The following is a 24672-nucleotide window of genomic DNA, read 5'->3' on the forward strand; positions in this document are numbered from 1 at the left end:
TAGGATGTGGGATGTGTGAGGGAGACGATCATGGCTCCGGTGCATGTTCCTCCTTACATGCGCCGGAGCCATCTGCTCTTCCACGGCGCATACACAGCGCGGCGTTCAACGTCACTACTCTGTGTGATATGCCCGACACAACGGGCACACGACCAAGAAAGAGATATATGAATCAGGATCAGTCCCTGCCCAGTTTTGACAAGGTGCTCGTGGCCAACCGCGGTGAGATCGCGGTACGTGCCTTCCGCGCCGCCTATGAGATCGACGCCAGCACGGTGGCGGTCTATCCCATCGAGGATCGCAACTCCTTCCACCGCTCGCATGCCACCGAGGCCGTGCGCATCGGGGAAGAAGGCGCGCCCGTCAAGGCCTACTTAGATCCGAATGAGATTATCCGCGCCGCCCAAAAAACTGGGGCGGATGCCATCTATCCCGGCTATGGTTTCCTCTCGGAAAACGCCGCTCTCGCCCGCAAGTGTGCCGATGCCGGCATCACCTTCGTGGGGCCGCCGGCTGAGATCCTCGATCTCACTGGCGACAAGGCTGCGGCCGTCACCGCCGCCCGCAAGGCGGGACTGCCCACCCTGGAGGAGTCCACTCCGAGTGACAATATCGATGACATCGTGGCTGCCGCCGAGGGGCAGGAGTACCCGATCTTCGTGAAGGCCGTGGCCGGCGGTGGCGGACGCGGCATGCGTTTTATCCCCAGCCCCGATAAGCTGCGCGCCCTCGCCGAAGAAGCCTCCCGTGAGGCGCTCTCGGCCTTTGGCGATGCGAGCGTGTATATCGAGCGCGCGGTGATTAACCCACAGCACATCGAGGTGCAGATCCTCGCCGATACCACCGGTGATGTCATCCACCTCTACGAGCGCGACTGCTCTTTGCAGCGCCGCCACCAGAAGGTGGTGGAGATCGCCCCCGCCCAGCAACTCAGCGCCGAGCTCCGCGAGAAGATCTGTGCCGATGCGGTGAAATTCTGTCAGTCCATCGGCTATGTGGGCGCCGGTACCGTGGAGTTCCTCGTGGACGAAAACGGCAAGCACGTGTTCATCGAGATGAACCCGCGAGTCCAGGTGGAGCACACCGTGACCGAGGAGGTCACCCAGGTAGATATCGTGCAGACTCAGCTGCGCATCGCCGCGGGTGCGACCCTGAAGCAGCTGGGACTCACCCAAGACGCCATTCACACCGAGGGCGTGGCGTTGCAGTGCCGTATCACCACCGAGGACCCCAATAACGGTTTCCGCCCCGATACTGGCGTGATCACCGCCTACCGCTCCCCGGGCGGCGCAGGCGTGCGCTTGGACGGCGCCGCCATGCTGGGCGGCGAGATTACCGCGCACTTCGACTCGCTATTGGTGAAGATGACCTGCCGTGGCCCGAACTTTGCCACCGCGGTATCGCGCGCCCAGCGCGCCTTGGCCGAGTTCACCGTCTCCGGTGTGGCTACCAATATTGGATTCCTGCGCGCCCTGCTGCGCGAGGAGGACTTCCTGCACGCGCGGATTTCCACCTCCTTCATCGAGGACCACCCGTGGCTCTTACAGGCCCCGCCCGCCGACGATGAGCCCAGCCGCATCCTCGAGTACCTCGCCGATGTCACCGTCAATCAACCCAATGGTTCCGCGCCCCAGGTGGGCAGCGCCAAGGCGAAGCTGCCGGTGGTGCCCAAGGGAGAGCGCCCCCGTGGTTCCCGTGATGTGCTCCAGGAGCTCGGCCCGCAGAAGTTCGCCGAGCAGCTGCGCGCGACCACCACGCTCGCGGTCACCGACACCACCTTCCGCGATGCCCACCAATCTCTGCTCGCCACTCGGGTGCGCCAGTCCGCGCTGGTGCACGCTGCGCGGGCACAGTCTTATCTCACCCCAGAGTTGTTCTCTGTGGAAGCCTGGGGCGGCGCCACCTACGATGTGGCACTGCGCTTCCTCCACGAGGATCCGTGGGAGCGGCTGGATCAGCTCCGCGAGGCTATTCCGAATGTGAATATCCAGATGCTGTTGCGCGGCCGCAATACCGTGGGCTATACCCCCTACCCAGATACGGTGTGCCACTCCTTCGTGCAGGAAGCGGCCCGCTCTGGGGTGGATATCTTCCGTATCTTCGATGCACTCAATGATGTTTCGCAGATGCGTCCCGCCATCGAGGCAGTGCTGGAGACCAACACCGCCGTGGCCGAGGTGGCCATGGCCTACTCCGGCAATCTGGCCGACCCGAATGAGACGCTCTACACCTTGGACTACTACTTGAAGCTCGCTGAGCAGATCGTGGAGTCCGGCGCCCACATCTTGGCCATCAAGGACATGGCTGGGCTCATGCGCCCGCAGGCCGCCCGCACCTTGGTGTCGGCCTTGCGCAAGGAATTCGACCTGCCGGTGCACGTGCACACCCACGACACCGCTGGCGGCCAGCTGGCCACCTATATGGCGGCTGCAGAGGCCGGCGCCGATGCCGTCGATGGTGCGTCCGCGCCACTGGCGGGCACCACCTCGCAGCCCTCGCTCTCCGCGATCGTGGCGGCGTTTGCCAATACCGAGCGCGACACTGGGCTATCACTCAAGGCGATCTCCGATATGGAGCCCTACTGGGAGGCCGTGCGTCAAATGTACGCCCCCTTCGAAACTGGGCTGGCCGGCCCCACTGGTCGCGTCTACCGGCATGAGATCCCAGGCGGGCAGCTATCGAATCTCAAGGCCCAAGCCACCGCGTTGGGATTGGCGGATCGCTTCGAGCTGATCGAGGACTACTACGCGGCCGTGAGTGATATGCTTGGCCGCCCCACCAAGGTGACCCCCTCCTCGAAGGTGGTGGGCGATCTCGCCCTGCACCTGGTCGGCGCGGGTGTGGACCCGGCGGACTTCGCCAAGGATCCGCAGAAATACGATATCCCGGATTCTGTGATCGCCTTCCTCCGCGGCGAGCTGGGCACCCCTCCGGGGGGCTGGCCGGAGCCGCTGCGGAGCCGGGCCCTCGACGGCCGAGCCCAGGGAAAGAACCCGCTGGAGGCGCTGTCCTCCGAGTCGGAGGAGGCACTGCGTAGCGAGGATGTGGATACCCGCCGCCAAATGCTGAACCACCTGCTCTTCCCGCAGCCCACCAAGGAGTTCGCGGAGCACCGTCGCCTCTTCGGCGATACCTCGGTGCTGACGGACCGCGAGTTCTTCTACGGTCTGAAATCCGCAGAGGAATCTATGATTCGTATGGAGAACCAGTCCAGTCTCGTGGTGCGCCTCGACGCTATCTCCGAGCCGGACGATAAGGGTATGCGCACCGTGGTGTGCAATGTCAATGGCCAGATCCGCCCCATCAAGGTGCGCGATCGGTCCGTGGAATCCATTACCGCCGCCGCCGAGCAGGCCGACCCGAACAACCCAGGCCATGTGGCTGCCCCCTTCGCCGGTGCGGTCACCGTGAACGCCTCCGTGGGCGATGAAGTCTCCGCTGGCGACGCCGTGGCCGTGATCGAGGCCATGAAGATGGAGGCCTCCATCACCGCCCCCGTGGATGGCACCATCACTCGAGTGGCGTTGCAACAACCCACCAAGGTTGAGGGCGGCGACCTGCTCCTCGTCATCGAGTAGCCGCCGCGCCCGCTGCGCATAAGCGAACTGGCCCCTGTCCGGTAAGGACAGGGGCCAGTTTTTGTCGCGAACCGTCTTGGTCGCCGAGCGTGTCGTCGCTAGATGAGCTAAGCACCTCGGACAGCACGAGCAACGCCTCAGATAGCACATAGCCGCGTGTGCACGAGGCAGCACGCGGCTATGAGGGAGGGTATCTGACTACTTGATCTCCATGAGCGGCTCGCCCTTGGACACGCCGGAGCCGTTCTCGGCGCTGAGGCCTTCCACGGTGCCGGACTTGTGAGCCTTCACGGGGTTCTCCATCTTCATGGCCTCGAGGACCACAACGGTGTCGCCTTCGTTGACTTCCTGGCCCTCTTCAACATTCACCTTGATCACGGTGCCCTGCATCGGGGCGACCACGGCGTCACCGGAGACAGCCTTCTTGCCGCCGCCAGCGCGACGCTTCTTGGCCTTCTTCTTGGCGCCGCCAGCGCCACCGCCCAGAGCCAGGTCGCCCGGCAGGGCCACCTCGACGCGACGGCCATCGATCTCCACGACAACCTTCTGGGAAGGAACCTTCTCCTCTTCCTCATCGGCGTCTGCGGGATCCACGTAGGGCTCGATCGGATTGTCCCACTCCTCTTCGATCCACTTGGTGTAGACGTCGAAGCTCTCACCATCGCCCACGAAGGCGGGGTTCTCCACGATGTGTGCGTGGAAGGGGATCACGGTGGGAAGGCCCTCAACAACGTACTCGGCGAGAGCACGGCGGGAGCGCTGCAGCGCCTCCTCGCGGGTCTCTCCGTAGACGATGAGCTTAGCCAGCATAGAGTCGAACTGGCCACCGATCACGGAACCCTGGACGATACCGGCGTCCATGCGCACGCCCGGGCCGGAGGGCTCGTGGTACTTCACCACGGTGCCGGGGGCCGGCATGAAGTTCGAGCCAGCGTCCTCGCCGTTGATACGGAACTCGATGGCGTGACCGCGCGGCTTGGGATCTTCCTTGATGTGCAGTTCGCGGCCCTCGGCGATGCGGAACTGCTCGCGCACGAGATCTAGCCCGGTGGTCATCTCGGTTACGGGATGCTCCACCTGCAGACGGGTGTTCACCTCGAGGAAGGAGATGAGTCCATCCGAGCCCACCAGATACTCGACGGTGCCAGCACCGTAGTAGCCGGCCTCCTTACAAATACGCTTAGCGGACTCGTGCAGCTGGGTACGCTGCTCATCGGTGAGGAACGGGGCTGGGGCTTCCTCAACGAGCTTCTGGAAGCGGCGCTGCAGGGAGCAGTCGCGGGTGCCGGCAACCACAACGTTGCCGTGCATATCGGCTACCACTTGGCACTCCACGTGGCGGGCCTTGTCTAGATAGCGCTCCACGAAGCACTCGCCGCGACCGAAGGCGGCAGTGGCCTCACGGGTAGCGGAATCGTAGAGGTCGGCGACCTCTTCCATCTTGTAGGCCACCTTCATGCCGCGGCCGCCGCCGCCGAAAGCTGCCTTAATGGCGATGGGCAGGCCATGCTCCTCAGCGAAGGCCACCACCTCATCGGCGTCCTTGACCGGCTCTTTGGTGCCGGGGGCCATCGGGGCTTCGGCGCGCAGCGCGATGTGGCGAGCGGTGACCTTATCGCCGAGATCGTTGATGGACTGCGGGGAGGGGCCAATCCAAATCAGGCCGGCATCGATGACGGCCTGGGCGAAGTCGCCGTTCTCCGACAGGAAGCCGTAGCCAGGGTGAATGGCGTCGGCGCCGGACTTCTTGGCGGCATCGAGGATCTTGTCGAAGACCAAGTAGGACTCTGCAGAAGTGGAGCCGCCGAGGGCGAATGCCTCATCGGCCAAGGCGACAAAGGGCGCCTCGGCATCAGGCTCGGCGTAGACCGCAACGCTGGCGATTCCTGCATCGCGAGCGGCACGAATAACGCGGACGGCGATCTCACCACGGTTGGCAACCAGCACCTTGGTGATCTTCTTTTGTTCGACGGTCACTAAAACCCCTCCTGAGTTTTGAAAACCTTTAAGTTTTTGCTGTGCGATCCTCGCTATGCACAGGCATGCGCAGTGAGGATAGCGTCGGGCTACCTGTCATTGTTACACACCTAACAACAAAGCAAAGGCGGCTTGGATCAGTTATTTCGTAATTACCCCCACCGTCCACACCTAAATTTGGGTAAGGCGCTGAGGTGTTGCGGGGTGCGGCGGGCGCCCGCGCACCCCGGATATTCCTGTGCGTTTGGTCCTATTCTCCCTGCATAGCGTCCGCGGGCTCGAATGCTGCGTGAGAGGCACGGGCATAAGTGAAGGCACACCGGTCGAGGCGAGGCCTGAAGTTAGAGGCGTCCTCGGGGTGTGCCTAGTGATGCTAGTCGGAATGTCTTGTGAGCAAAAGTAGAGGTGGCTGAGCTGTCGCTGACGGTACCACTCCCCGCGCCACCGCGTGAGCGGTGGCGCGCTAATCGAGCGTGCCCGGGTCCTCGCCGTGCACGATGGGCATACCGATCATGTTTCCCCACTCGATCCATGAGCCGTCATAGTTGCGGACATTGCTGAAGCCGAGCAGGTACTTGAGCACAAACCAGCTGTGCGCGGAGCGGTCGCCGAGACGACAGTAGACGATGGTGTCGGCGTCCTTGTCGTAGTCGGCATAGAGTTCGTCGAGTTCTTCGCGGGAGCGGAAGCGCGAATTGGCGTAGACGGCCTTATTCCACGGCACGTTGATGGCGGTGGGGATGTGGCCGGTACGGGAGACGGTGTCAGCGGGGTAGCCCTCCGCATTGGAGGCGGCGCCGGTGTACTCATCGGGTTCGCGGACATCGAGCAGCGTGGTTTCTCCGAGCTTCCCCCGTACCTCGGCCACGAGGCTGCGGTGCTCGGAGTCGTCGCGGACGGGTACCTCGTAGTCGGTGCGGGGATACTCCGGCACCACGAAGCTGGTGTCGCGCTCCTCGGCCATCCAGGCATCGCGGCCGCCATTGAGCAGGCGCACGTCCTTGTGTCCGAAGAGGGTGAATACCCAGAAGGTATAGGCGGCCCACCAATTGGATTTATCGCCGTAGATCACCACGGTGTCATCATTGGCGATGCCCTTCGAGCGCATAAGCTCGGCGAATTGCTCGGCGGTGATGTAATCGCGGATCAGCGGATCATTGAGCTCGCTGCGCCAATCGATGCGCACCGCCCCAGGCACGTGGCCGATGTCATAGAGGAGGGTGTCCTCGTCGGATTCCACCACGCGGAGCCCAGGGGTGCCCAGACGTGCGGACAACCAGGATGCAGACACGATCTTTTCCGGATGGGCATAGTCCGCGAGCACGGGGTTGGGGTCAAAAGGGATCGGCATGGACAATCACATTCCTCATACAGTGGGCGTTAGGTGTGCGAGGCCGTGGCCTAGCGCGTGACGATGCTAGGAGCCAGCATCGTTCGCCATCCTGCTGGGCGGTGGCCTGCAGTGGTGGCAGCGGGTACGAACCCGCACACTCGAGAAGCTTCCACTCTACTTTTATCACCAGTTGGAGCATCACTCTCATTCGCGCAGTGTGTCGTTCATTACGCTTTAGGTGCATGTAGAGCGAAAGTAACAGTGCTGCCTTAGAATTATCTGAGTAATGGTTGTCGAGGCATTTTCCTCTATTAAGCACTCACTCTGTGAGAGTTTCACGACGTAAACAGTGCTCAGTTGCACTCGATCCCGGAAGTAATTCTCCAAGCGCCTCCGCGTCGAGCGCACATCTACGTATCGTTGTGCGGCTGAGCAGCGTCGTTAGCGGGCCTGCTGACTATTACGCATCGGCTTAGGTGTGGTGCGCCGAGCGCGCCCTACAGCCAGCGCAGTTTATGTGATCTTCACATCTGCATGCACGACTCACAATCGCTCTACAAGGAGAGTTTAAAGCTTATGAAGAAGGGTATCGTCGTTTTCGAGGTTGAAGGCGGCAATGACAAGCAGTTCAACGGTCACCGTAAGGACACCCTGCCAATCGTTAACGCCATTAAGGACAAGGGCTGGAAGTCTGAGGTGGTGTATTACCGCCCCGAGTGGTCCGAGCAGCTTTTTGAGTACGTGTCCGAGAACTTCGACGCCTATATTTCCCGCGTCAACCCCGGCAATATCCCCGGCGGTGAGAAGGGCTACTTCACCCTCCTCACCAAGCTCTCCGAAGAGGCCGGCCTGGTGGGCATGTCCACCCCGGAGGAGATGATGGCCTATGGCGCCAAGGACGCCCTAGTCAAGCTCGCCTCCACCGACTTGGTGCCGGATGATACCTACGCCTACTACGACGTGGAGAAGTTCCACTCCACCTTCCCGTCCTCCCTGTCCTATGGCGAGCGCGTACTCAAGCAGAACCGTGGCTCCACCGGCTCCGGCATCTGGCGCGTGCAGCTAGAGGATAAGGAATTGGCCGCCTCTGTCGAGCCCGGCACCGAGCTGCCCCTCGACACCAAGATCAAGTGCACCGAGGCCGTGGACAACCACACCGAGGTCCGTGAGCTCGGTGAGTTCATTGATTTCTGTGAGCAGTACATCATTGGCGACAACGGCATGCTGGTAGACATGCGCTTCATGCCGCGCATCGTCGAGGGCGAGATTCGTATCCTGCTGGTGGGCCCCCACCCGGTGTTCGTGGTGCACAAGAAGCCGGCCGCGGGCGGCGACAACTTCTCCGCCACCCTCTTCTCCGGTGCAAAGTACTCCTATGACAAGCCGGAAGAGTGGCAGGAGCTCATCGACATGTTCGCCGATGTGCGCCCGGTCATTGCGGAGAAGCTTGGCGGCGACAACATCCCGCTGATCTGGACCGCTGACTTCATGCTGGACGACGCCGAGGATGGCGGCGACACCTACGTGCTCGGTGAGATCAACTGCTCCTGCGTGGGCTTCACCTCCGAGCTGGACATGGGTATCCAGGAAATGGTGGCCGAGGAGGCCATCAAGCGCGTGGAGGCCAAGCACGCTTAAGAGCGCGACCCTGTGAGGCATAGCTCGAGCGCCGCGTGAGCGCAGGGCCCGGACTCGGTGAATCTCATCGGGGCCGGGCCTTCGTCATGGTCTGGGCCGGTTTTATAATCAGCCCATAGAGTCACGATGCCTCGTATAAAGGAGATCCACCATGACTGATGTGCAGTCCCTAGAACGGCGCGTCGCCGCCCTCGAGTTGAACCAGCGGCGACTGATGGTGCTGCTGCGGCCCGGCAGCGATGATGAAAAGGCTTTTGTGCGCGCGGTACTCGCCGCCGGTCTCGACGCCACCCAAGAGGTGGACGCGCTGAATACTATTCGTGCTTTCGTGGTGGATGATGCCCAGCGGGAGAACGCCTTGGGGCGAATTCGCACCGAGGCGGTGAAGCAGGCTGCATCCACCAAGCCGCGCACCCTCACTGGGCTAGTGGAAAGCGTCATGCTGATCGTTGGCGATGTGTGGGTGGCGGAGTCGCTGGTAGCGGCGGTGCGCACCCAAGAGCCGCAGCATGCGCGCTGGGAGAAGCTCGATCACGAGGACGTGATGAAGGAGTGGCCGCGCGTTTAGTGCAGGAGGGTGGCGGCGGCCTCGGGGTCGGCGTCCTTAAGCATCTGCTCGCATCGCTCGTATTCCGCTGTGTCGTCGATCATCGCCGATACCCGTGCGAGGGCGGCGATAGCGCGCAGCACTCCGCGGTTCGGCTCATGGGAGTAGGGCAGTGGCCCCCAGCCCTTCCAGCCGTGTGCGCGCAGCCGGTCGAGGCCGCGGTGATAGCCGGTACGGGCATAGGCATAGGCCTGCGCGCGATCGCTATCGCTTTCTGCGGTGGCTAGGACCTCTTCTGCGAGCTGGGCCCACAGCAGCGGTGATTCGGGGTGGTTGAGCACCGCAGACACCAGCGGGCCGGCGGCATCGGCGGCCGGATCCTCCGGCAGGTGCAGCGGCGGTGGGGCGAGCATATCCTTAAATTGCGTCATGGCTCTAGAGGATAGTCGCCGTAGCAGCCTCAGCGCAGAAATTCATGGACCTCATAGCCCAGCTGATACAGCGCTGAGCGAAGCACCGGCAGCGACAGCCCGATCACACTCGAGGGATCGCCCTCGATGCGGTCAATAAACCAGCCGCCGATGGCTTCGAGAGTAAAAGCCCCAGCACATTCCAGCGCTTCGCCGGTGCGGGCATAGGCCTCGATATCGCGGTCACTGGCCTCGGCAAAACGCAGCCGGGTCTGTGCAGACTTCTCGACGCAGCCTCGTGGCGAGATAATGCAGTGGCCCGTAATGAGCGTGGCGGTGCGTCCCCGCTGCGCCCGCCAGCGCTCGATGGTTGCCTCCACGGTGTGGGGCTTGCCCTGGAGGTGACCGTCGATAAGCAACATGGAATCGCAGCCCACCACGATATCTGCGGCGAAGTGCTCGGCCACCGCCTCGGCCTTGGCGCGAGCGAGAGCACTGACGATCTCATGGGGTTCTCGCCCCGTCAGCGAGGCCTCGATGGCGCGCTCATCCACCTCTGCGGGCTGGCACAGCGGCTCAACGCCGGCGGCGCGCAGGATGGAGCGGCGGGACGGGGATGCGGAGGCGAGAACGAGACGCATGTGCACAGATCCTAGCTGGTGGCCTTCTTACCCACCCAGCGGTACATAGCTGCGATGGCGCCGGCGAAGACGAGAACGCCCAGCCATTGCGCGATCGGGGCGAAGTCCTCGCCGAATAGCGCGAGCGGATCCGAGGTGCCCGCGGCAGCGATGATGCCGGCGTTGAGCACGCCGAAGAGGGACTCACCCACGATGAGGCCGGTGGCCAGCAGCACGCCGAGGCGCTTAATCGGCTCCGGCTCATCGTGCTTATCGGCCCAGCGGTTGTAGAAGAAACCGATGAAGGCGCCAATCGGCACGATCAGGGTGAGGGCCACCGGCAAGTACATGCCCATGCCCACCGCCAGCGGCGGCAGGGAGAAGCGGGTGGTGCGGCGGAGGATCTCGTCTACCACAATGATGCCGGCACCGATGAGCGCGCCCAAACCGATGCGACTCCAGTCCAAGGAATTGCCAAAGATGCCCTCAGCCACGCTGGACAGCAGCGCCGCCTGGGGTGCGGCCAAAGCGTCCGGGCCGGCGCCCTCCATGCCCACGAAACCGAAACCGGTGAGCATCAGCTGCAACACCGGCGGAATGATGGCGGAGCCGAAGAGCACACCGATGATCAGCGCGAACTGCTGGCGCCACGGGGTTGCGCCCACCAGCTGACCGGTCTTGAGATCCTGCAGGTTATCGTTCGAGATGGTGGCAATACCGAATACCACCGCCGAGGTGAACAGCGTATAAGCCACCAAGGCGGTGGCGTTGGTTTCGTGCTCATTGCCGGTGACCAGCTTGATCAGCAGCGCCGCGGTGATGACCACGATAATGCCCACACCCGAGATCGGGGAGTTGGAGGCGCCAATGAGACCGGCCATATAGCCGCAGATACCGGCCACCACGAGGCCCACCAGCAGAACGTAGATGATGCTTAGCAGCACTAGGCCGGTGGTGTGGTGGGTGATGGAGGAATCCTTCACAAACAGCCACAGCAGCAGCCCCACCGGCAGCATGGAGATCAGGGTGGTGGTGACCACAATGCTGAAGGGGATATCGCGCTCCGTGAGGGGCACGGACTGGCCATCGTGGCGAGCACGGGAGGAGGCCAGAGCATCCTTCATGCCAGAGATGATGGGGCCAATGATCTTCAGCAGGGTCCAGATGGCGGCTACAGCCATGGCGCCGGCACCCACGAAACGCACATCCGAGGAGAACATGGCGGGCACGACCTCGTCGAGGACCCCGCCAGCGGCAATATCGCTGGAGGTGAAGACGGGCAGTAGCACACCATAGGAGATTGCGAGGCCCACGAGCATGGCAATACCCACGGCCACACCCACCAAGTGGCCGACACCGATCAGCGCCAGGGAGAGGCTGCCGCCGATCATGGTACCGCCGGCACCGAACTTAAAGGTGGAGGTGACTGAACCCGCCACGGCACGCACTGCGGCCAGCAGGCCATAGCCGGCAGAGACCAACGCGCCGCCGACGATGACGGCGAGTCCACGCTTATTCTCCTCGGCCGATCCCTGCTCATCGCCCACCTTGAGCACCTCGGCAGCGGCGACACCCTCGGGGTAGGGCAGATCCGAGCCGGTGACGAGGGCGCGGCGCAGTGGGATGGAATACATCACGCCCAGGATGCCGCCGATGGCGCACACAAAGGCCGTTTCCCAGTAGCTGAAGCCGCTCCACCAGCCGATCATGACGAGTCCGGGGAGGACGAAGATAATGGCAGATAGGGTGCCGGCGGCAGAAGCGATGGTCTGCACAATATTGTTTTCTTGGATGGTGTGGCCTGCGAACTTACGCAGGATCGCCATCGAGATCACCGCAGCTGGGATGGAGGTGGCAAAGGTGAGACCGACCTTCAGACCCAAGTACACATTGGCGGCGGTGAATACTAGGGTAATGAGACCACCGATGATGACCGCTCTAAGCGTTAACTCACTGATCGGGCCGCGCGTCTGCGCCGCGGGCGAGCCCGTGTCGGAGGTTGTCGCGTTCATGTTCCTCTTTTCCATCGTGAAGAAGACAAACTGGACGAGTCGGTGGCCGTGCGGACGCCCCAAGCCAGTCGATGCTGGCTGGGAGGACGCTCGACGCCACGGACCGCCACAGTGAAAGCGTTGTGCTAACGGCAGCAATTATCCTCTTCTTGCCTGCGCGGAGTTTCCTCGGGGCAGGTTAAGGCCATGACACGGCGCGTATGTGGTGGCTGTGCACGCGACAGCGCCGCCGCGTTCTACCACACTGGGTACAACGGGGCGGCGCTGGATACGCGAGGCTGCTTCTGCGAAAGCTAGTAGAAGCTGACGTTGCGGAATGCGTTGGGGTTATAGGTGGTCGGGCGGTTGAGCCGCTCGGCGTAATTGCCCCACTTGTTGCGGTCGACTTCTTTCTTCTCGGCTGCCGCGGCCGCAGAAGCAAGCCCAGCGAACACGGTGGTCAACGCGGCCACCTGAGCGTCGCTCGGATTGCCCTTGACGATGCTCAAGAAGGGCTTCTTTGCAGCCTCTGCTGCCTCAGTGGTCTCTGGGGAATCCGTGTTCTCCGGACGGGAGTCTGACATGCTTTCTTCCTCTTTAACTTCTCGTGGCTCGCGCGTGGTACCGGCTTAGAGCGGGATATTTCCGTGCTTCTTGGCGGGAACGCTGACAACCTTGCGGTCGAGCAGGCGCAGGCCCTCGATGATCTGGCCGCGGGTCTCGGACGGCGGGATCACGGCGTCGACGAAGCCGCGCTCGGCAGCCATGTAGGGATTAACGAGTTCGCGATCGTACTCGGCCTCGTATTCCTTCATCAACTCCTGAACGTCCTTGCCCTCCTTGGCGGCGGCCTTGAGCTCCTTGCGGTAGATGAAGCCCACAGCGCCGGAGGCGCCCATCACGGCGATCTGTGCGGTGGGCCATGCGAGCACAATGTCTGCGCCCATTTCCTTGCCGCCCATCACGCAGTAGGCGCCGCCATAGGACTTGCGTGTGATCACAGTGATCTTGCCGACTGTGGCCTCGCAGTAGGCGTAGAGCAGCTTCGCACCGCGGCGAATGATGCCCTCGTACTCCTGGTTGGTGCCGGGCAGGAAGCCGGGCACATCGACGAATTCGAGGATCGGGATATTGAAGGCATCGCAGGTGCGCACGAAGCGGGCGGCCTTCTCGGAGGCCTTGATGTCCAAGCAGCCGGCGAACTGCATCGGCTGGTTGGCCACAATACCCACGGAGCGTCCCTCGACGCGGCCGAAACCGATGATGATGTTTTCGGCGTAGTTTTCCTGAATCTCCAAGAAGTCGCCATCATCGATGATGCGGGTAATGACGTCCTTCATGTCATAAGGCTGGTTCGGGGAATCCGGAATGAGGGTGTCCAGCTCCAAATCAGCTTCGTTGATGTTGTCCTGGATGGAACCTTCCATGATCTCCGCCTCAACACGCGGGGCCTCGTCGCGGTTGTTCTGCGGGAGGAAGCCGATGAGCTCGCGCACCCAGTCGAGGGCGTCGGCGTCATCTGCACCGGTGTAGTGGGAGGTGCCGGAGGTAGCCATGTGGGTGGAGGCGCCACCCAGCTCTTCCTGGGTCACTTCCTCGCCGGTGACGGTCTTGATCACCGAGGGGCCGGTGATGAACATCTTGGAGGTCTTGTCCACCATCACGATGAAGTCTGTGAGGGCGGGCGAGTAGACGTGGCCGCCAGCGCAGGCGCCCATGATCAGCGAGATCTGCGGGATCACGCCGGAGGCTTGGGTGTTGCGGAAGAAGATCTTGGAGTAGAGGCCGAGGGACACCACGCCCTCCTGAATGCGGGCACCCGCACCCTCGTTGATACCGATGATCGGCACGCCGGTCTTAATCGCCATATCCATGATCTTGACGATCTTTTCGCCGTAGACCTCGCCGAGGGCGCCACCGAAGACGGCGCCATCCTGGGAGAATACACACACCTTGCGGCCGTCGATGGTGCCATAACCAGTCACGACACCGTCGGTGACGGGGCGCTTGGCATCGAGACCGAAGTTCTTGGAGCGGTGCCGGGCGAGGGCGTCGATCTCCACGAAGGAGCCATCATCGAGCAGGTACTCAATGCGCTCACGAGCGGTCTTCTTACCCGCCTCGTGGACCTTCTCCACAGAAGCAGGGCCCATTGGGGCGTGGGTTTCGGTCAGGCGTGCTCGCAGATCGGCGAGCTTGCCTGCGGTCGTGTTTACGTCGGGCATGGTATCGCCCGGAGTCTGTGCGGCAGTCATAGTTCCTAAGTTTAGGTGTTGAAGGCCACAATGTTGCCCAAAGCAGCCTGCATTTCAATTTTCACCGCAAAAATCCACGTATACGGGGGTAGCGTTCGGAGGGAAAAGCCCCACCTCGCCTCGGGATGAGGTGGGTATTGCCCCGAGATGAGGTGAGGGTATGGGGTGATGGGACGGCGCCTCGCTGCCCTAGCCGCAGGTCCTAGAGCGGCATATTTCCGTGCTTGCGGGCGTGGCGGTGTTCCACCTTGGAACGCAGCAGGCGCAGATTGCGAATGATGGACTCGCGCGTCTCCGAGGGCAGAATGACGGCGTCGATAAGCCCGCGCTCGGCAGCCTGATAGGGAGTGAGGAAGTGGTCGTTGTACTCCCGCTCATAGGATTCGATGAGTGCGGCCACGTCCTTGCCTTCGGCGGCGGCTGCGGACAGCTCCTTGCGGTAAATGAATCCCACTGCGCCTGCCGCACCCATCACCGCGATCTCCGCGGTTGGCCACGCCAGATTCACATCGGCGCCGAGGCCCTTGGAGCCCATCACGCAGTAGGCGCCGCCATAGGCCTTGCGCATGGTCACGGTGATCTTCGGTACGGTGGCCTCGCCATAGGCGTAGAGCAGCTTGGCGCCACGACGCAGAATGCCGCCATATTCTTGGGCTGCACCAGGCAGGAAGCCGGGCACATCCACCAGCATCACGATCGGGATGTTGAAGCTATCGCAGGTGCGTACGAAGCGGGCGGCCTTCTCGGAGGAATCGATATCGAGGCAGCCGGCGAAATGCAGCGGCTGATTCGCCACAAAACCCACCGGTTGCCCATCGACATGGCCGAAGGCGGTGACGACGCTCTCGGCGCGGTCGGCCTGGATCTCGAAGTAATCGGCGTCATCGGTGAGTGCGGAGATCACATCGCGCACATCATAAGGAACGCTGGGGGAGTCCGGAATGATGGAATCGAGGGCCAATTCCTCCACGCTTGGCAGCTCTGCAAGATCCACTGGTTCCTCCGGCGGGGCCTGGTCGCGGTTGTTATTCGGCAGATAGCGAAGCAGGTCCTGCACCCACTCGAGCGCATCCTCGTCCGAACTGGCGGTGTAGTGGGTGTTGCCGGCAGTGGCCATGTGGGTGGAGGCCCCGCCCAGCTCCTCTTGGGTAATGAGCTCACCGGTGACGGTCTTGATCACGTCTGGGCCGGTCACGAACATCTTGGAGGTTTCGTCTACCATCACCACAAAGTCGGTGAGGGCAGGGGAGTAGGCGTTGCCGCCGGCACAGGCGCCCATGATCACCGAAATCTGCGGCACTACGCCGGATGCCTGCACGTTCTGGTAGAAGGTCTGCGCGATGAGATCCAGCGAGACGGCGCCTTCTTGGATGCGGGCGCCCGCACCCTCGTACAGGCCGATGAGGGGGCGGCCGGTGGTGGTGGCGAGTTCCATGATCTTGATCATCTTTTCGCCATAGACCTCTCCGAGGGCGCCGCCAAAGACCGCAGCATCCTGGGAGAAGACACAGACTTCCCGACCGTCGATGGTGCCCCAGCCGGTGACAATGCCATCGGTGAGCGGCCGGCGTGCGTGCATGCCGAACTCGTGGGTGCGGTGGCGTGCCAGCTGATCGGTTTCCACGAAAGAGTTCTCATCCAGCAGGAAATCGAGGCGTTCCCGTGCGGTGAGTCGGCCTTGGTCGTGCCGCTTCTCAATGGGGCGGGTGCCCATGGGGGTGGCAGCTTCGGAACGCAGCTGCTTGAGGGCAGCGATCTTTTCGGCGGTGGTGGGGCGTCGATTCGGATCGGGGAGGGTGTCGGCGCGCAAAGGTGAGGAAATTGTCATGTTTGGGGATAGTAGAGCATTCTTTGTTTTGTGTCTAGAAATTTCGGGCATGTCGCCCAACTTTTTCCGTGTTCTCCCACACAGCCGCCGCGGTGAGCACAGTGCTGCGGCGGCCACAATCCGGTGCATAGGGCGAATAAACGACTAGTCTTGGAGGGCATGAACGAGCGCAGACCAATTGATACGGCCCGACTCCACCAGCGTGTCGTGGGTCATGGTCCTTTCACGCACCTCTACTACACCGAAGAAACGGGTTCGACGAACACGGATCTCGCTAAGGCGGCCACCGAGGGCGCCCCCACCTGGTCCGCGGCGGTGACCGAATCCCAAACCGCCGGCAAGGGGCGCAAGAACCGAGTGTGGGTCACCCCGCCGTATTCTCAGGTCACCCTGTCTGTGTTGTTTCGCCCGCACGGCTCTGCCCTCGCGCGGCTGGGAACAATGCCGCTGATGACAGGGCTGGCGCTTATCGACGCCTTGCACGAGCACTCCATCAACGCCCAATTGAAGTGGCCCAATGATGTGCTGCTGAATGGCAAGAAGCTCTGCGGCATCCTCGGCGAAGCCGTTTCCTTAGGTGAGGAACCAGCGCTGGTGATGGGCCTAGGCCTCAATGTCTCGCTCACCCAAGACGAGCTGCCGGTGCCGCACGCCACCTCGCTTGAGCTGGAAGGCTACGAGGTGGACCGCACTGACCTCGTCGGCGATATTCTCCTAGCGCTGCATCACCGCCTTGGCCAGTGGGCGGCGGGGGTGATAAGCCCTATGGAGGCCTATCGCCAGGTATGCAGTTCCATTGGGCAGCAGGTACGGGTGCATCTCTCCGAAACGCAGGTACTGGAGGGGGAGTGCGTGGGGGTGGGCGATGATGGCCGCATCCACGTGTGCGATACGGCTGGCGAGCTCCACCAGCTCTCCGCTGGCGATGTGGAGCACCTGCGGCTGAAGCGCTAGGCTCTGAGGCCACTATGACCATTGTGGACAACCGCGAGCGCTGCATCTTTGACGCCACCACCCCGGTGACGGGATTGACCTTCCCGGCGCTCGAACTCGTGCTGTGGACAGGGCTGGCGTGGATCGCCATCGGCTTTTTCGATCGCCTGCCCGGCAGCCCCGGCTATGAGCAGGTGGGCTATTTTCCCGCAGAGACCCGCGGGCTGGTGCTGCTGCTGTGGGTACTGCTGGTGCTGTGGCGCTTCGTGCTGCCCGTGGTGCGCGCCCGTCGCCGCCGCTTCACGGTGACCACTCAGCGCGTGGTGGTGCGCGGGCCCGCTCTGCGCGCTCGTTCCCAGTCGATTGGGATGCGCTATATCTACCGGGCTAGCAAGCAGCGCGGCGCCGTGGTTCTCGAGGTGGCCGGCCAACCCCGCCCCATGGTCTTTCGTGGGGTGCCCAAGCCCAAGCAAGCGGTCAAGGCCATTAATTCCGTGCTGGCGCAGCGGCGCTAGGCGGGCGGTGGCTGGAGTGGCCTCAAATACCCAGCGGGGTCTTTGACCTCCTACACTGTGTATCTGTGACTACAGAGCAGCCAGCTAGCGACCACATGTCCGCCCACGCGCCCGGCTTTCCGATCGTCGCCGTGATCGGCGACGGTCAGCTTGCCCGCATGATGCAGACGGCGGCCATCGAATTGGGGCAATCCTTGCGCGTGCTTGCCTCCCGCCCAGACTCCTCGGCCGCCCAAGTGGCCCACGATGTGTATATCGGCGACTACACCGATCTGGATGATCTCCGCGCGGTCTGCGCCGGAGCGGACGTGGTGACTTTCGATCACGAGCATGTGCCCAATGAGCACCAACACACCCTCATCGGCGAGGGCGTCAATATCCAGCCCCGTCCCGAGGCGCTTGTCTACGCCCAAGACAAGCTGCTGCAGCGGCGCCACCTCAGCGAGCTGGGTGCGCCCGTACCGGACTTTGCCGCCATCACCAGTGTCGCCGACGCCCGAGAGTTCTTCGCCCGCGTCAACGGCGCAGTATGCCTCAAGGCGCGCCGCGGCGGCTATGACGGCAAAGGCGTGTGGTTTATCGATAGCGAAGAGGAGCTGTGCGAACGCGTGGAGACACTCCTCGCGCAGGGCATTGACCTGATGGCCGAGACCAAGGTGGAGCTACGCCGTGAGCTCTCGGCGATGGTGGCGCGCAGGCCCTCTGGCGAATGCGTGAGCTGGCCGGTGGTGGAGTCGGTGCAAGAAAACGGGGTGTGTGCGTTGGCGGTCGCCCCGGCCCCTGGCCTCGATGAGAGCGTAGAGGCGCGCACTGCCGCGATGGCGCGCCGGGTGGCGGACACTCTCGGGGTGACAGGTGTGCTGGCGGTGGAGCTCTTTGAAACCAGCGCGGGTGAGATTTTTGTCAACGAGTTGGCCATGCGCCCCCACAACACCGGACACTGGACCCAGGACGGATGTGTGACCAGCCAATTCGAACAGCACCTTCGCGCGGTGCTGGATATGCCGCTGGGGGCAACAACCCCCACCGCCAGCTACACGGTGATGGCCAATATCCTCGGCGGCGAGGAGGATCCAGAGCTCAGCTGGGCCGAGCGCCAGGCCGAGGTGTGGAAGCGCTATCCCCAGGCCAAGATTCACCTTTATGGCAAGGGCTATCGCCCAGGGCGCAAGATCGGGCACGTCAATCTCAGTGGCGAAGGCGATGTGGACGCCCTGCGCGCCGATGCGCGCGCCGCCGCCTATTTCATGGTTCATGCACACTGGCCCTCACAGTCGTGAGCGCCCGCGAGCGGATGATCGAAGGAGAAAAAGAATGCAGCCAGTAGTTGGAATTATCATGGGCTCGGACTCGGACTGGCCCACCGTGGAGCCTGCCGCGGAGATCCTCGCAGAGTTCGGGGTGCCTTTCGAGGTCGGCGTGGTCTCGGCGCACCGTACCCCAGAGCGGATGCTGGACTATGCCCGCGAGGCCCACACCCGCGGCCTGAAGTGCATCATCGCCTGCGCCGGCGGGGCCGCGCACCTGCCCGGCATGGTGGCTGCGGCCACTCCTTTGCCGGTGATCGGCATTCCGCGGGCACTGAAGGATCTCGATGGCATGGATTCGCTGCTGTCGATCGTGCAGATGCCGGGCGGCGTGCCGGTGGCCACCGTCTCTATCGGCGGGGCGAAAAACGCCGGCCTGCTCGCCGTGCGGGTGCTCTCCGCTGGCGATTCCTCCCTGCTGGAGAAGATGGTGGACTACCAGGAGAATATGAAAAACGAGGTCTTGGAAAAAGACCGCGCCCTGCAGAAGAAGCTGCTCGGGTGAGCCCCCAGCCGCGGCCTGTGGTGGTGCTGGGCGCCAGTGTGGAGCATGCCCAGCCGCGCCGCCCCCTAGAGCGGCGGCTGCGTGCGGCCCTCGTTCCCGGCCGTGCAGCAATCGCCCGCGGGGACGTGGTGGTGGTTACTGGCCGCGATGAGGCGCCGGTGATGGCACAGTGGCTGGCGGAGCACGGCATCGACCGAGCCTCGATCGTGCTGGAAGACCGTGCGGAATCCACCAATGAGAATCTAGAGCACGTACGCGAGCTGCTACGGGAGCACTATGGGCGAGAGGACATCCGCTATGTGGTGGTTTCGAATCGCTTCCATCTGCCCCGCATCCGGCTGTGGGCGTGGCATCACGGCTACGCGCTAGAGACGATCGGGGCGCCCACTCCCTTCCCCGAAGTACTGTGGTTATGCCTGCGGGAAGCGGGGGCGCTGGCGCATTCAGCGTTGCGTATCGTCTGGCGGAAGCTGAAACCTATTCTGGCCGCTGCGCCACAGGGTCACCGTGGCGATCACCAGCACGAGGGCCAGTAGCGCCGGCCATACCTCCGGCTCGGGGCGGAGAATATTAGCCACCGCCTGCGCCACGGCGATTGCGGCGAACGTGCCGCAGAACCCCACGAGCGCCTCCCACACCAATTTCTTTCGTCTCATCTCACTCGACTGCGACACAGCGGCGATCCTTCCTCGAGCATTGGACGTGTGTATTCTCCGCGGCCCATCCTATCGGCCGGCGGTTTATCCCTTCACGCCGCCGGCGGTGAGACCGGCGACGATGCGGCGCTGGAATACCAGCACCATGATCACCAGCGGCACGGTCACCAGAGCGCCGGCGGCCATGATGGCCGCGTAAGGGTACTCGAACGCCGAGGGGCCAGAGAAGCGGGCGATGGCGACCGTCACCGGCTCGGTGCTGGTGGTGGAGAGCTGCTTGGACAGCATGAACTCGTTCCAGGTGGCGATGAAGGCGAGAATAGCGGTGGTAAACAGCGCCGGCGCGGCCAGCGGCAAGAGCACCGTGCGGAAGGCCTGGCCGCGGCTGGCGCCGTCGACGCGGGCCGCCTCCTCGAGCTCCCAGGGCAACTGCTGGAAGAAGGACACGAGGGTGTAGATGGTTAGCGGCAGCGCAAAGGAGATATTCGGGATGATCAGCGCCCGGTAGGTGCCGATCCACCCGAGATCGCCGAAGAGCTGGAATAGCGGGGTCACCAACGCAATACCGGGAAACATTGAGGCGGCCAGCACGATACCGGTGACGAAGCCCTTGGCGGGAAAGTCGAGCCGCGCCAAGGCATAGGCAGTGAACACGCCCACCATCACGGCCAGCACTGTGGTGACCAATCCAATGATCAAGGAATTGCCGATGGCGGCGAGAAAGTCATTGCCCTTATCGGTGGCCAAGGCGTCACGGAAGTTATCCAAGGTGACGTGGGTGGGCCACGGGGTGGTGTCGAAGGTGTGGGCGCTATCGCGCAGCGCGGTCACGAGCATCCAGTAGAAGGGGGCCAGCCCCCACACCAGAATCAGGATCACACCGAGGTAGTTGCGGAGTGCTTTCATCGGTTGGCCTCCTTGAGCTGCAGCGGGGCACTCACCGCGGGCAGGGCCACGGTAGACGAGGGGAGAGCATCGTCGTCATCGGTCCTGCGTTCGTCCTGGGTGGCACTGCGGTTGACGTCAGCACCGAGGAAACGAATCATGATGAACGCGACGGCGAAGATGAGCAGGAAGATCAGCGTGGACAGCGCCGAAGCGGAGTTGAAGTTATTCTGCCGCAGGTCCTCCACCACCAGCTGCGAGATCGTCGCGGTGGGGGAGTTGGAGGATGCCGAGATCATAATGACCGGCAAATCGTACATGCGCAGGGTGTCCAAGGTGCGGAAAAGCACCGCCACCATGAGCGCCGGTCGGACCAAGGGTAGGGTGATGCGGCGGAAAATCTGCCACGAGTTCGCGCCATCGACCTTGGCAGCCTCGTAGACATCCTTCGGGATCATCTGCAGCCCAGCCAGGATCAGCAACGCCATAAAGGGGGTGGTTTTCCACACATCGGCGACGATCACCGCGAAACGCGCCGCCCAAGGATCAGTGGTCCACGCGACGTCGTGGCCCAGCAGGGAGTTAATCACCCCGTGCGGGGCGAAGATGAACTGCCACAGCTTCGCGGTGACCGCCGTGGGAATCGCCCACGGGATCAGGACCGCGGCGCGCAGTAGGGCGCGGCCCTTGAACTCGCGGTTCATTACGATCGCCATCCACATGCCCAGTACCACCTCGATGCTCACAGCCACCACGGTGAAAAAGAGCGTCACCCACACTGCCGGCCAGAAGTCGGAGGAGATCACGCCGGAAGGGCAGGTACTGATGGTGCCATCAGGCTGCATGCAGCGCTGGGTGAGCCAGTACAGGTAGTGATCGAAACCGGCGAAGCCGCCATCAACGAACACGCCCGTGGTGGGATCGAGCTTTTTATCCTGCTGGAACGACAACCAGATGGCGCGCACGATCGGATAGCCGATCACGATCGCCAGCACGGTCATGGCCGGCGCGATGAGAAACGCGGCCTGCCGCCGTTGCTTCAACCTTTCCATCAGCTGCTACTCGCTTCCTTGGTATCGGGTGCAGTGGAGCATTCTTCTGTCTCTTCTCTCAATGTAGCGCCAGCGGTCTCTCAGTGAGGCTCGCCCGCCCCCGCTGTCAGGGAGGTGGCGGCGATAAGCGCAGAAAACCCACTGCCCCGAGAAACAGGACAGTGGGTCGATGAGCTTGCGCGATGGCGCAGTGCCAAGGATTAACGCGAGGCGTTAGTGATGGCGGCGGACATCGACTCGGTGGCCTCGTCCACAGTGACGTCGCCCTTGAGAGCGGCGGTGGCGTTGTTCTGGATGGCCTTAGATACGGCGGTGTAGAAGGGGGTCACCGGGCGCGGTTTGGCGCTTTCCAACGACTCCTTCAGCGCGGGCAGGTAGGGGAACTCCTCAACCAGGGCCTCGTCATCGTAGATAGAGGCCAGCACCGGCGGGAAGGAATTCTCGGCGAAGCTCTTCTGATTCTCCTCGGAGACGATGAACTCCATGAAGTCCTTCGCGGTGGCCTTGTGCTCAGAATTGATGTTGATGGCGTTGTTGTAGCCGCCCAGCGCGGACACGCCCACGCCGTCCTTGCCCACCAGGGGCTGGACCTCGAACTTGCCGGCGGTGGCCTCCGAGTCCTCGGCGTTGCGGTACATGTACGGCCAGTTCACCGCGTAGGCGGTGGTGCCCTCGGTGAAAGCCAAGTTGGTCTCCTCCTCGGTGGTGGCTAGGGCGTTCTTGGCAATCACGCCATTCTTGTAGGCGTCCACCATGGCTTGCAGGCCGGCGCGGGACTCTTCGGACTCCACTGCCGAGGTGCCGTCATCGTTGAGCACCTCGCCGCCCCAGCCGTGAATGAACGCGGAGGTATTGACGGTCAGGCCCTCATACTCCTTGAGCTGGATAGTCAGACAGTCCTTGTCTGAGACTTCCTCGCAGGAATTGCTCAGATCTTCCCAGGTTTCTGGGGCGTCCTTGACCAGCTCGGTATTGCGGTAGAGCAGCTGGGCGTTGGTGTTCTGCGGCAAGGCGTAGAGAGTGCCGCCATAGGTGGCGGACTCCACGGTGGCCTGCAAGAGGCCGTCGGTGTCTACCTCGAGGTCATCGGTGAGCGGGGCCAGCCACTGATTGGCGGCGAAGTCCGCGGTCCACACCACATCGAGGGCCATCACATCGAAATCCGAGTTGCCGGCTTGCAGCGACTGTACCAAGGTGTCACGCTGCGCATCAGCCTCGCCGGCCAGCTCAGAGAGAGTGACCTGCTCGTCCGGGTGCTCGGCATTCCACGCCTCGATAATGGGCGTGATCTTATCGGTGTCGTTTTTGCCCATCGCGAAGGTGATGGGGCCACGGCCATCGGCGTTGTCCACCTCGGGGGCTTCGGCGCTACCACCGTCAGAGGAACACGCGGTGAAGGCCAGCGCGGTTGCCGCGAGTACCGCGGCGGTGGACATGCGGGAAGTCGACATATAAAACTCCTTGCGTACTATGAACAACTTCCCTCAAATGTAGTGACCCGCAGACATCCTGCGGGGAGCTTGTGCATTTAATCACCCCTAAAGAGGGTTATGTGATGCGGCTCCCAGTCTTCGTATCGAAGTAGTGGGCCTTGGTGAGGTCTAGCTCCACGGTGATCTGCGCGCCACGACCTATGGGCTCACCATCGTGGCGCACCGCGAGCCGCACCTCGGGACTGGAAGTCATATGCCCGTAGAGATAGGTACTCGAGCCGAGGGCCTCCACCAGATCCACCACGATCTCCACTGGGGCCCAGCGGCCCGGACGCTGCTCACCCGGTACAGCGACGTGCACATTCTCGGGGCGAATACCTAACATGGCCCGCCCGCGCTGCGCATCGGAGATCTCGATGAGGTTCATCGCGGGCGAGCCAATAAACCCGGCCACAAAAGCATTAGCCGGCTCGCTGTATAACTCCTGCGGGGTAGCGACCTGCTGCAAGGTGCCTTCATTGAGCACGGCCACCCGATCGGCCATGGTCATGGCCTCCACCTGGTCATGAGTGACATACACAGTGGTGGTGCCGAGTGTGCGTTGCAGGGAAGAAAGCTGACTGCGGGTCTGCACGCGCAGCTTGGCGTCGAGGTTCGACAAAGGCTCATCCATGAGAAATACCTGGGGCTCGCGCACGATGGCGCGACCCATTGCCACCCGCTGGCGCTGGCCGCCGGAGAGATCCTTAGGACGGCGATCCAATAGCCCATCCAGATCCAAAAGTTGCGCCGCGTGTTCCACCCTCTCGTTGATCTCCGCCTTGGTGTGCTTGGCGAGCTTCAGCGAAAAGCCCATATTCTCCCGCACGCTCATGGTGGGGTAAAGCGCATAGTTTTGGAACACCATGGCGATATCGCGTTCCGCTGGATCCATGCAGCTCACATCCTGATCCCCAATGAGGATGGAGCCGGAGCTAATCGCCTCCAATCCGGCCAAGGCTCGTAGGGTTGTGGACTTTCCGCAGCCCGAAGGGCCCACGAGCACCAAGAACTCGCCGTCGACGATCTCGAGGTCGAGATGACTCACCGAGGGCCGAGGCGCGCTGGGGTAGGTGATGGAGACATCATTGAAAAGCACAGAAGCCATGGCTTATATCCTAGGGCCTGCACGCCCCGAAAAGGCAGGGCCCAACAAAACGGCCCAACAAG

21 protein-coding genes are annotated in these 24672 nt (G+C 62.8%); 8 read left to right on the top strand and 13 right to left on the bottom strand.

Annotated elements, in window-relative coordinates; all coding sequences use genetic code 11:
• Positions 1-167: 167 nt before the first annotated feature.
• A complete protein-coding gene (locus GBB18_RS07860; RefSeq protein WP_151641308.1) occupies positions 168-3578 on the top strand; it encodes a pyruvate carboxylase in 3411 nt (1136 codons plus the stop codon).
• 198 nt (positions 3579-3776) lie between these two features.
• Here GBB18_RS07860 and GBB18_RS07865 read toward each other — a convergent pair whose 3' ends face one another.
• Positions 3777-5555 (bottom strand): acetyl/propionyl/methylcrotonyl-CoA carboxylase subunit alpha, encoded by a 1779-nt coding sequence (locus GBB18_RS07865; RefSeq protein ID WP_151641309.1) that lies wholly within the window; start codon positions 5553-5555, stop codon positions 3777-3779.
• Between the two features lie 463 nt (positions 5556-6018).
• Positions 6019-6906, bottom strand: coding sequence for a sulfurtransferase (locus GBB18_RS07870; protein WP_151641310.1), 888 nt, complete (start codon positions 6904-6906; stop codon positions 6019-6021).
• Between the two features lie 558 nt (positions 6907-7464).
• Between GBB18_RS07870 and GBB18_RS07875 the strand changes: the two genes are divergently transcribed.
• Both GBB18_RS07875 and GBB18_RS07880 read left to right on the top strand, forming a co-directional pair.
• Positions 7465-8526: a Cj0069 family protein gene (locus GBB18_RS07875; RefSeq protein WP_151641311.1), complete on the top strand. Its 1062-nt coding sequence runs from the start codon at positions 7465-7467 to the stop codon at positions 8524-8526.
• Positions 8527-8677: 151 nt separating this feature from the next.
• Entirely contained in the window at positions 8678-9094 is a 417-nt protein-coding gene (locus GBB18_RS07880; protein ID WP_151641312.1) for a hypothetical protein, read from the top strand.
• On the opposite strand, the gene GBB18_RS07885 is transcribed toward GBB18_RS07880, so the two are convergent.
• The 6 genes from GBB18_RS07885 to GBB18_RS07910 all read right to left on the bottom strand — a co-directional run bounded on the left by GBB18_RS07885 (position 9091) and on the right by GBB18_RS07910 (position 16177).
• Positions 9091-9504: a DUF3151 domain-containing protein gene (locus GBB18_RS07885; RefSeq protein WP_151641313.1), complete on the bottom strand. Its 414-nt coding sequence runs from the start codon at positions 9502-9504 to the stop codon at positions 9091-9093. The genes GBB18_RS07880 and GBB18_RS07885 overlap by 4 nt on opposite strands.
• 29 nt (positions 9505-9533) lie before the next feature.
• Positions 9534-10124, bottom strand: coding sequence for a nucleoside triphosphate pyrophosphatase (locus GBB18_RS07890; RefSeq protein ID WP_151641314.1), 591 nt, complete (start codon positions 10122-10124; stop codon positions 9534-9536).
• An 11-nt stretch (positions 10125-10135) separates the two neighbouring features.
• Positions 10136-12115 (bottom strand): OPT family oligopeptide transporter, encoded by a 1980-nt coding sequence (locus GBB18_RS07895; RefSeq protein ID WP_151641315.1) that lies wholly within the window; start codon positions 12113-12115, stop codon positions 10136-10138.
• Between the two features lie 293 nt (positions 12116-12408).
• Positions 12409-12678, bottom strand: a complete 270-nt coding sequence (locus GBB18_RS07900; protein ID WP_151529523.1) for an acyl-CoA carboxylase subunit epsilon — start codon at positions 12676-12678, stop codon at positions 12409-12411.
• Positions 12679-12723: 45 nt separating this feature from the next.
• Positions 12724-14349, bottom strand: coding sequence for an acyl-CoA carboxylase subunit beta (locus tag GBB18_RS07905; protein WP_151529521.1), 1626 nt, complete (start codon positions 14347-14349; stop codon positions 12724-12726).
• A 202-nt stretch (positions 14350-14551) separates the two neighbouring features.
• Positions 14552-16177, bottom strand: coding sequence for an acyl-CoA carboxylase subunit beta (locus tag GBB18_RS07910; protein WP_151641316.1), 1626 nt, complete (start codon positions 16175-16177; stop codon positions 14552-14554).
• 159 nt (positions 16178-16336) lie between these two features.
• Between GBB18_RS07910 and GBB18_RS07915 the strand changes: the two genes are divergently transcribed.
• From GBB18_RS07915 to GBB18_RS07935, 5 genes are all read left to right on the top strand, one after another.
• On the top strand, positions 16337-17131 hold the full coding sequence (locus tag GBB18_RS07915) for a biotin--[acetyl-CoA-carboxylase] ligase (RefSeq protein ID WP_151641317.1): 795 nt from the start codon (positions 16337-16339) through the stop codon (positions 17129-17131).
• A gap of 14 nt (positions 17132-17145) precedes the next feature.
• A complete protein-coding gene (locus tag GBB18_RS07920; protein WP_151641318.1) occupies positions 17146-17625 on the top strand; it encodes a hypothetical protein in 480 nt (159 codons plus the stop codon).
• 95 nt (positions 17626-17720) lie between these two features.
• A complete protein-coding gene (locus GBB18_RS07925; RefSeq protein ID WP_151641326.1) occupies positions 17721-18905 on the top strand; it encodes a 5-(carboxyamino)imidazole ribonucleotide synthase in 1185 nt (394 codons plus the stop codon).
• Positions 18906-18939: 34 nt separating this feature from the next.
• The gene (gene purE / locus GBB18_RS07930) at positions 18940-19437 is read left to right on the top strand and encodes a 5-(carboxyamino)imidazole ribonucleotide mutase (protein ID WP_151550079.1); all 498 of its coding nucleotides are present in this window, start codon (positions 18940-18942) and stop codon (positions 19435-19437) included.
• Positions 19434-19973, top strand: coding sequence for a YdcF family protein (locus GBB18_RS07935; RefSeq protein WP_151641319.1), 540 nt, complete (start codon positions 19434-19436; stop codon positions 19971-19973). The genes purE and GBB18_RS07935 overlap by 4 nt, the downstream gene beginning before the upstream one ends.
• Here the strand turns inward: GBB18_RS07935 and GBB18_RS10780 are convergent.
• The 5 genes from GBB18_RS10780 to GBB18_RS07960 all read right to left on the bottom strand — a co-directional run bounded on the left by GBB18_RS10780 (position 19881) and on the right by GBB18_RS07960 (position 24610).
• On the bottom strand, positions 19881-20093 hold the full coding sequence (locus GBB18_RS10780; protein WP_151641327.1) for a hypothetical protein: 213 nt from the start codon (positions 20091-20093) through the stop codon (positions 19881-19883). The genes GBB18_RS07935 and GBB18_RS10780 overlap by 93 nt on opposite strands.
• A gap of 84 nt (positions 20094-20177) precedes the next feature.
• The gene (locus tag GBB18_RS07945; protein ID WP_151641320.1) at positions 20178-20999 is read right to left on the bottom strand and encodes a carbohydrate ABC transporter permease; all 822 of its coding nucleotides are present in this window, start codon (positions 20997-20999) and stop codon (positions 20178-20180) included.
• On the bottom strand, positions 20996-22030 hold the full coding sequence (locus GBB18_RS07950; RefSeq protein ID WP_151641321.1) for a carbohydrate ABC transporter permease: 1035 nt from the start codon (positions 22028-22030) through the stop codon (positions 20996-20998). The genes GBB18_RS07945 and GBB18_RS07950 overlap by 4 nt, the downstream gene beginning before the upstream one ends.
• 200 nt (positions 22031-22230) lie before the next feature.
• Positions 22231-23481, bottom strand: coding sequence for an ABC transporter substrate-binding protein (locus GBB18_RS07955; protein ID WP_151641322.1), 1251 nt, complete (start codon positions 23479-23481; stop codon positions 22231-22233).
• A gap of 97 nt (positions 23482-23578) precedes the next feature.
• Positions 23579-24610 carry an ABC transporter ATP-binding protein gene (locus tag GBB18_RS07960; protein ID WP_151641323.1) on the bottom strand — a complete coding sequence of 344 codons (1032 nt, stop codon included), beginning with the start codon at positions 24608-24610 and terminating at the stop codon, positions 23579-23581.
• Positions 24611-24672 lie beyond the last annotated feature (62 nt).

Origin of the sequence: Corynebacterium sp. 11A, from assembly GCF_008930935.1 — a bacterium.
In the GTDB taxonomy this organism is placed as follows: domain Bacteria; phylum Actinomycetota; class Actinomycetes; order Mycobacteriales; family Mycobacteriaceae; genus Corynebacterium; species Corynebacterium megadyptis.

Coding starts and splice junctions, on each gene's coding strand:
- GBB18_RS07860 (WP_151641308.1), top strand. CDS start 168: ATGAATCAGGATCAGTCCCTGCCCAGTTTTGACAAGGTGCTCGTGGCC.
- GBB18_RS07870 (WP_151641310.1), bottom strand. CDS start 6,906: ATGCCGATCCCTTTTGACCCCAACCCCGTGCTCGCGGACTATGCCCAT.
- GBB18_RS07875 (WP_151641311.1), top strand. CDS start 7,465: ATGAAGAAGGGTATCGTCGTTTTCGAGGTTGAAGGCGGCAATGACAAG.
- GBB18_RS07880 (WP_151641312.1), top strand. CDS start 8,678: ATGACTGATGTGCAGTCCCTAGAACGGCGCGTCGCCGCCCTCGAGTTG.
- GBB18_RS07885 (WP_151641313.1), bottom strand. CDS start 9,504: ATGACGCAATTTAAGGATATGCTCGCCCCACCGCCGCTGCACCTGCCG.
- GBB18_RS07890 (WP_151641314.1), bottom strand. CDS start 10,124: ATGCGTCTCGTTCTCGCCTCCGCATCCCCGTCCCGCCGCTCCATCCTG.
- GBB18_RS07895 (WP_151641315.1), bottom strand. CDS start 12,115: ATGAACGCGACAACCTCCGACACGGGCTCGCCCGCGGCGCAGACGCGC.
- GBB18_RS07900 (WP_151529523.1), bottom strand. CDS start 12,678: ATGTCAGACTCCCGTCCGGAGAACACGGATTCCCCAGAGACCACTGAG.
- GBB18_RS07905 (WP_151529521.1), bottom strand. CDS start 14,349: ATGACTGCCGCACAGACTCCGGGCGATACCATGCCCGACGTAAACACG.
- GBB18_RS07910 (WP_151641316.1), bottom strand. CDS start 16,177: ATGACAATTTCCTCACCTTTGCGCGCCGACACCCTCCCCGATCCGAAT.
- GBB18_RS07915 (WP_151641317.1), top strand. CDS start 16,337: ATGAACGAGCGCAGACCAATTGATACGGCCCGACTCCACCAGCGTGTC.
- GBB18_RS07920 (WP_151641318.1), top strand. CDS start 17,146: ATGACCATTGTGGACAACCGCGAGCGCTGCATCTTTGACGCCACCACC.
- GBB18_RS07925 (WP_151641326.1), top strand. CDS start 17,721: ATGTCCGCCCACGCGCCCGGCTTTCCGATCGTCGCCGTGATCGGCGAC.
- purE (WP_151550079.1), top strand. CDS start 18,940: ATGCAGCCAGTAGTTGGAATTATCATGGGCTCGGACTCGGACTGGCCC.
- GBB18_RS10780 (WP_151641327.1), bottom strand. CDS start 20,093: ATGAGACGAAAGAAATTGGTGTGGGAGGCGCTCGTGGGGTTCTGCGGC.
- GBB18_RS07945 (WP_151641320.1), bottom strand. CDS start 20,999: ATGAAAGCACTCCGCAACTACCTCGGTGTGATCCTGATTCTGGTGTGG.
- GBB18_RS07950 (WP_151641321.1), bottom strand. CDS start 22,030: ATGGAAAGGTTGAAGCAACGGCGGCAGGCCGCGTTTCTCATCGCGCCG.
- GBB18_RS07955 (WP_151641322.1), bottom strand. CDS start 23,481: ATGTCGACTTCCCGCATGTCCACCGCCGCGGTACTCGCGGCAACCGCG.
- GBB18_RS07960 (WP_151641323.1), bottom strand. CDS start 24,610: ATGGCTTCTGTGCTTTTCAATGATGTCTCCATCACCTACCCCAGCGCG.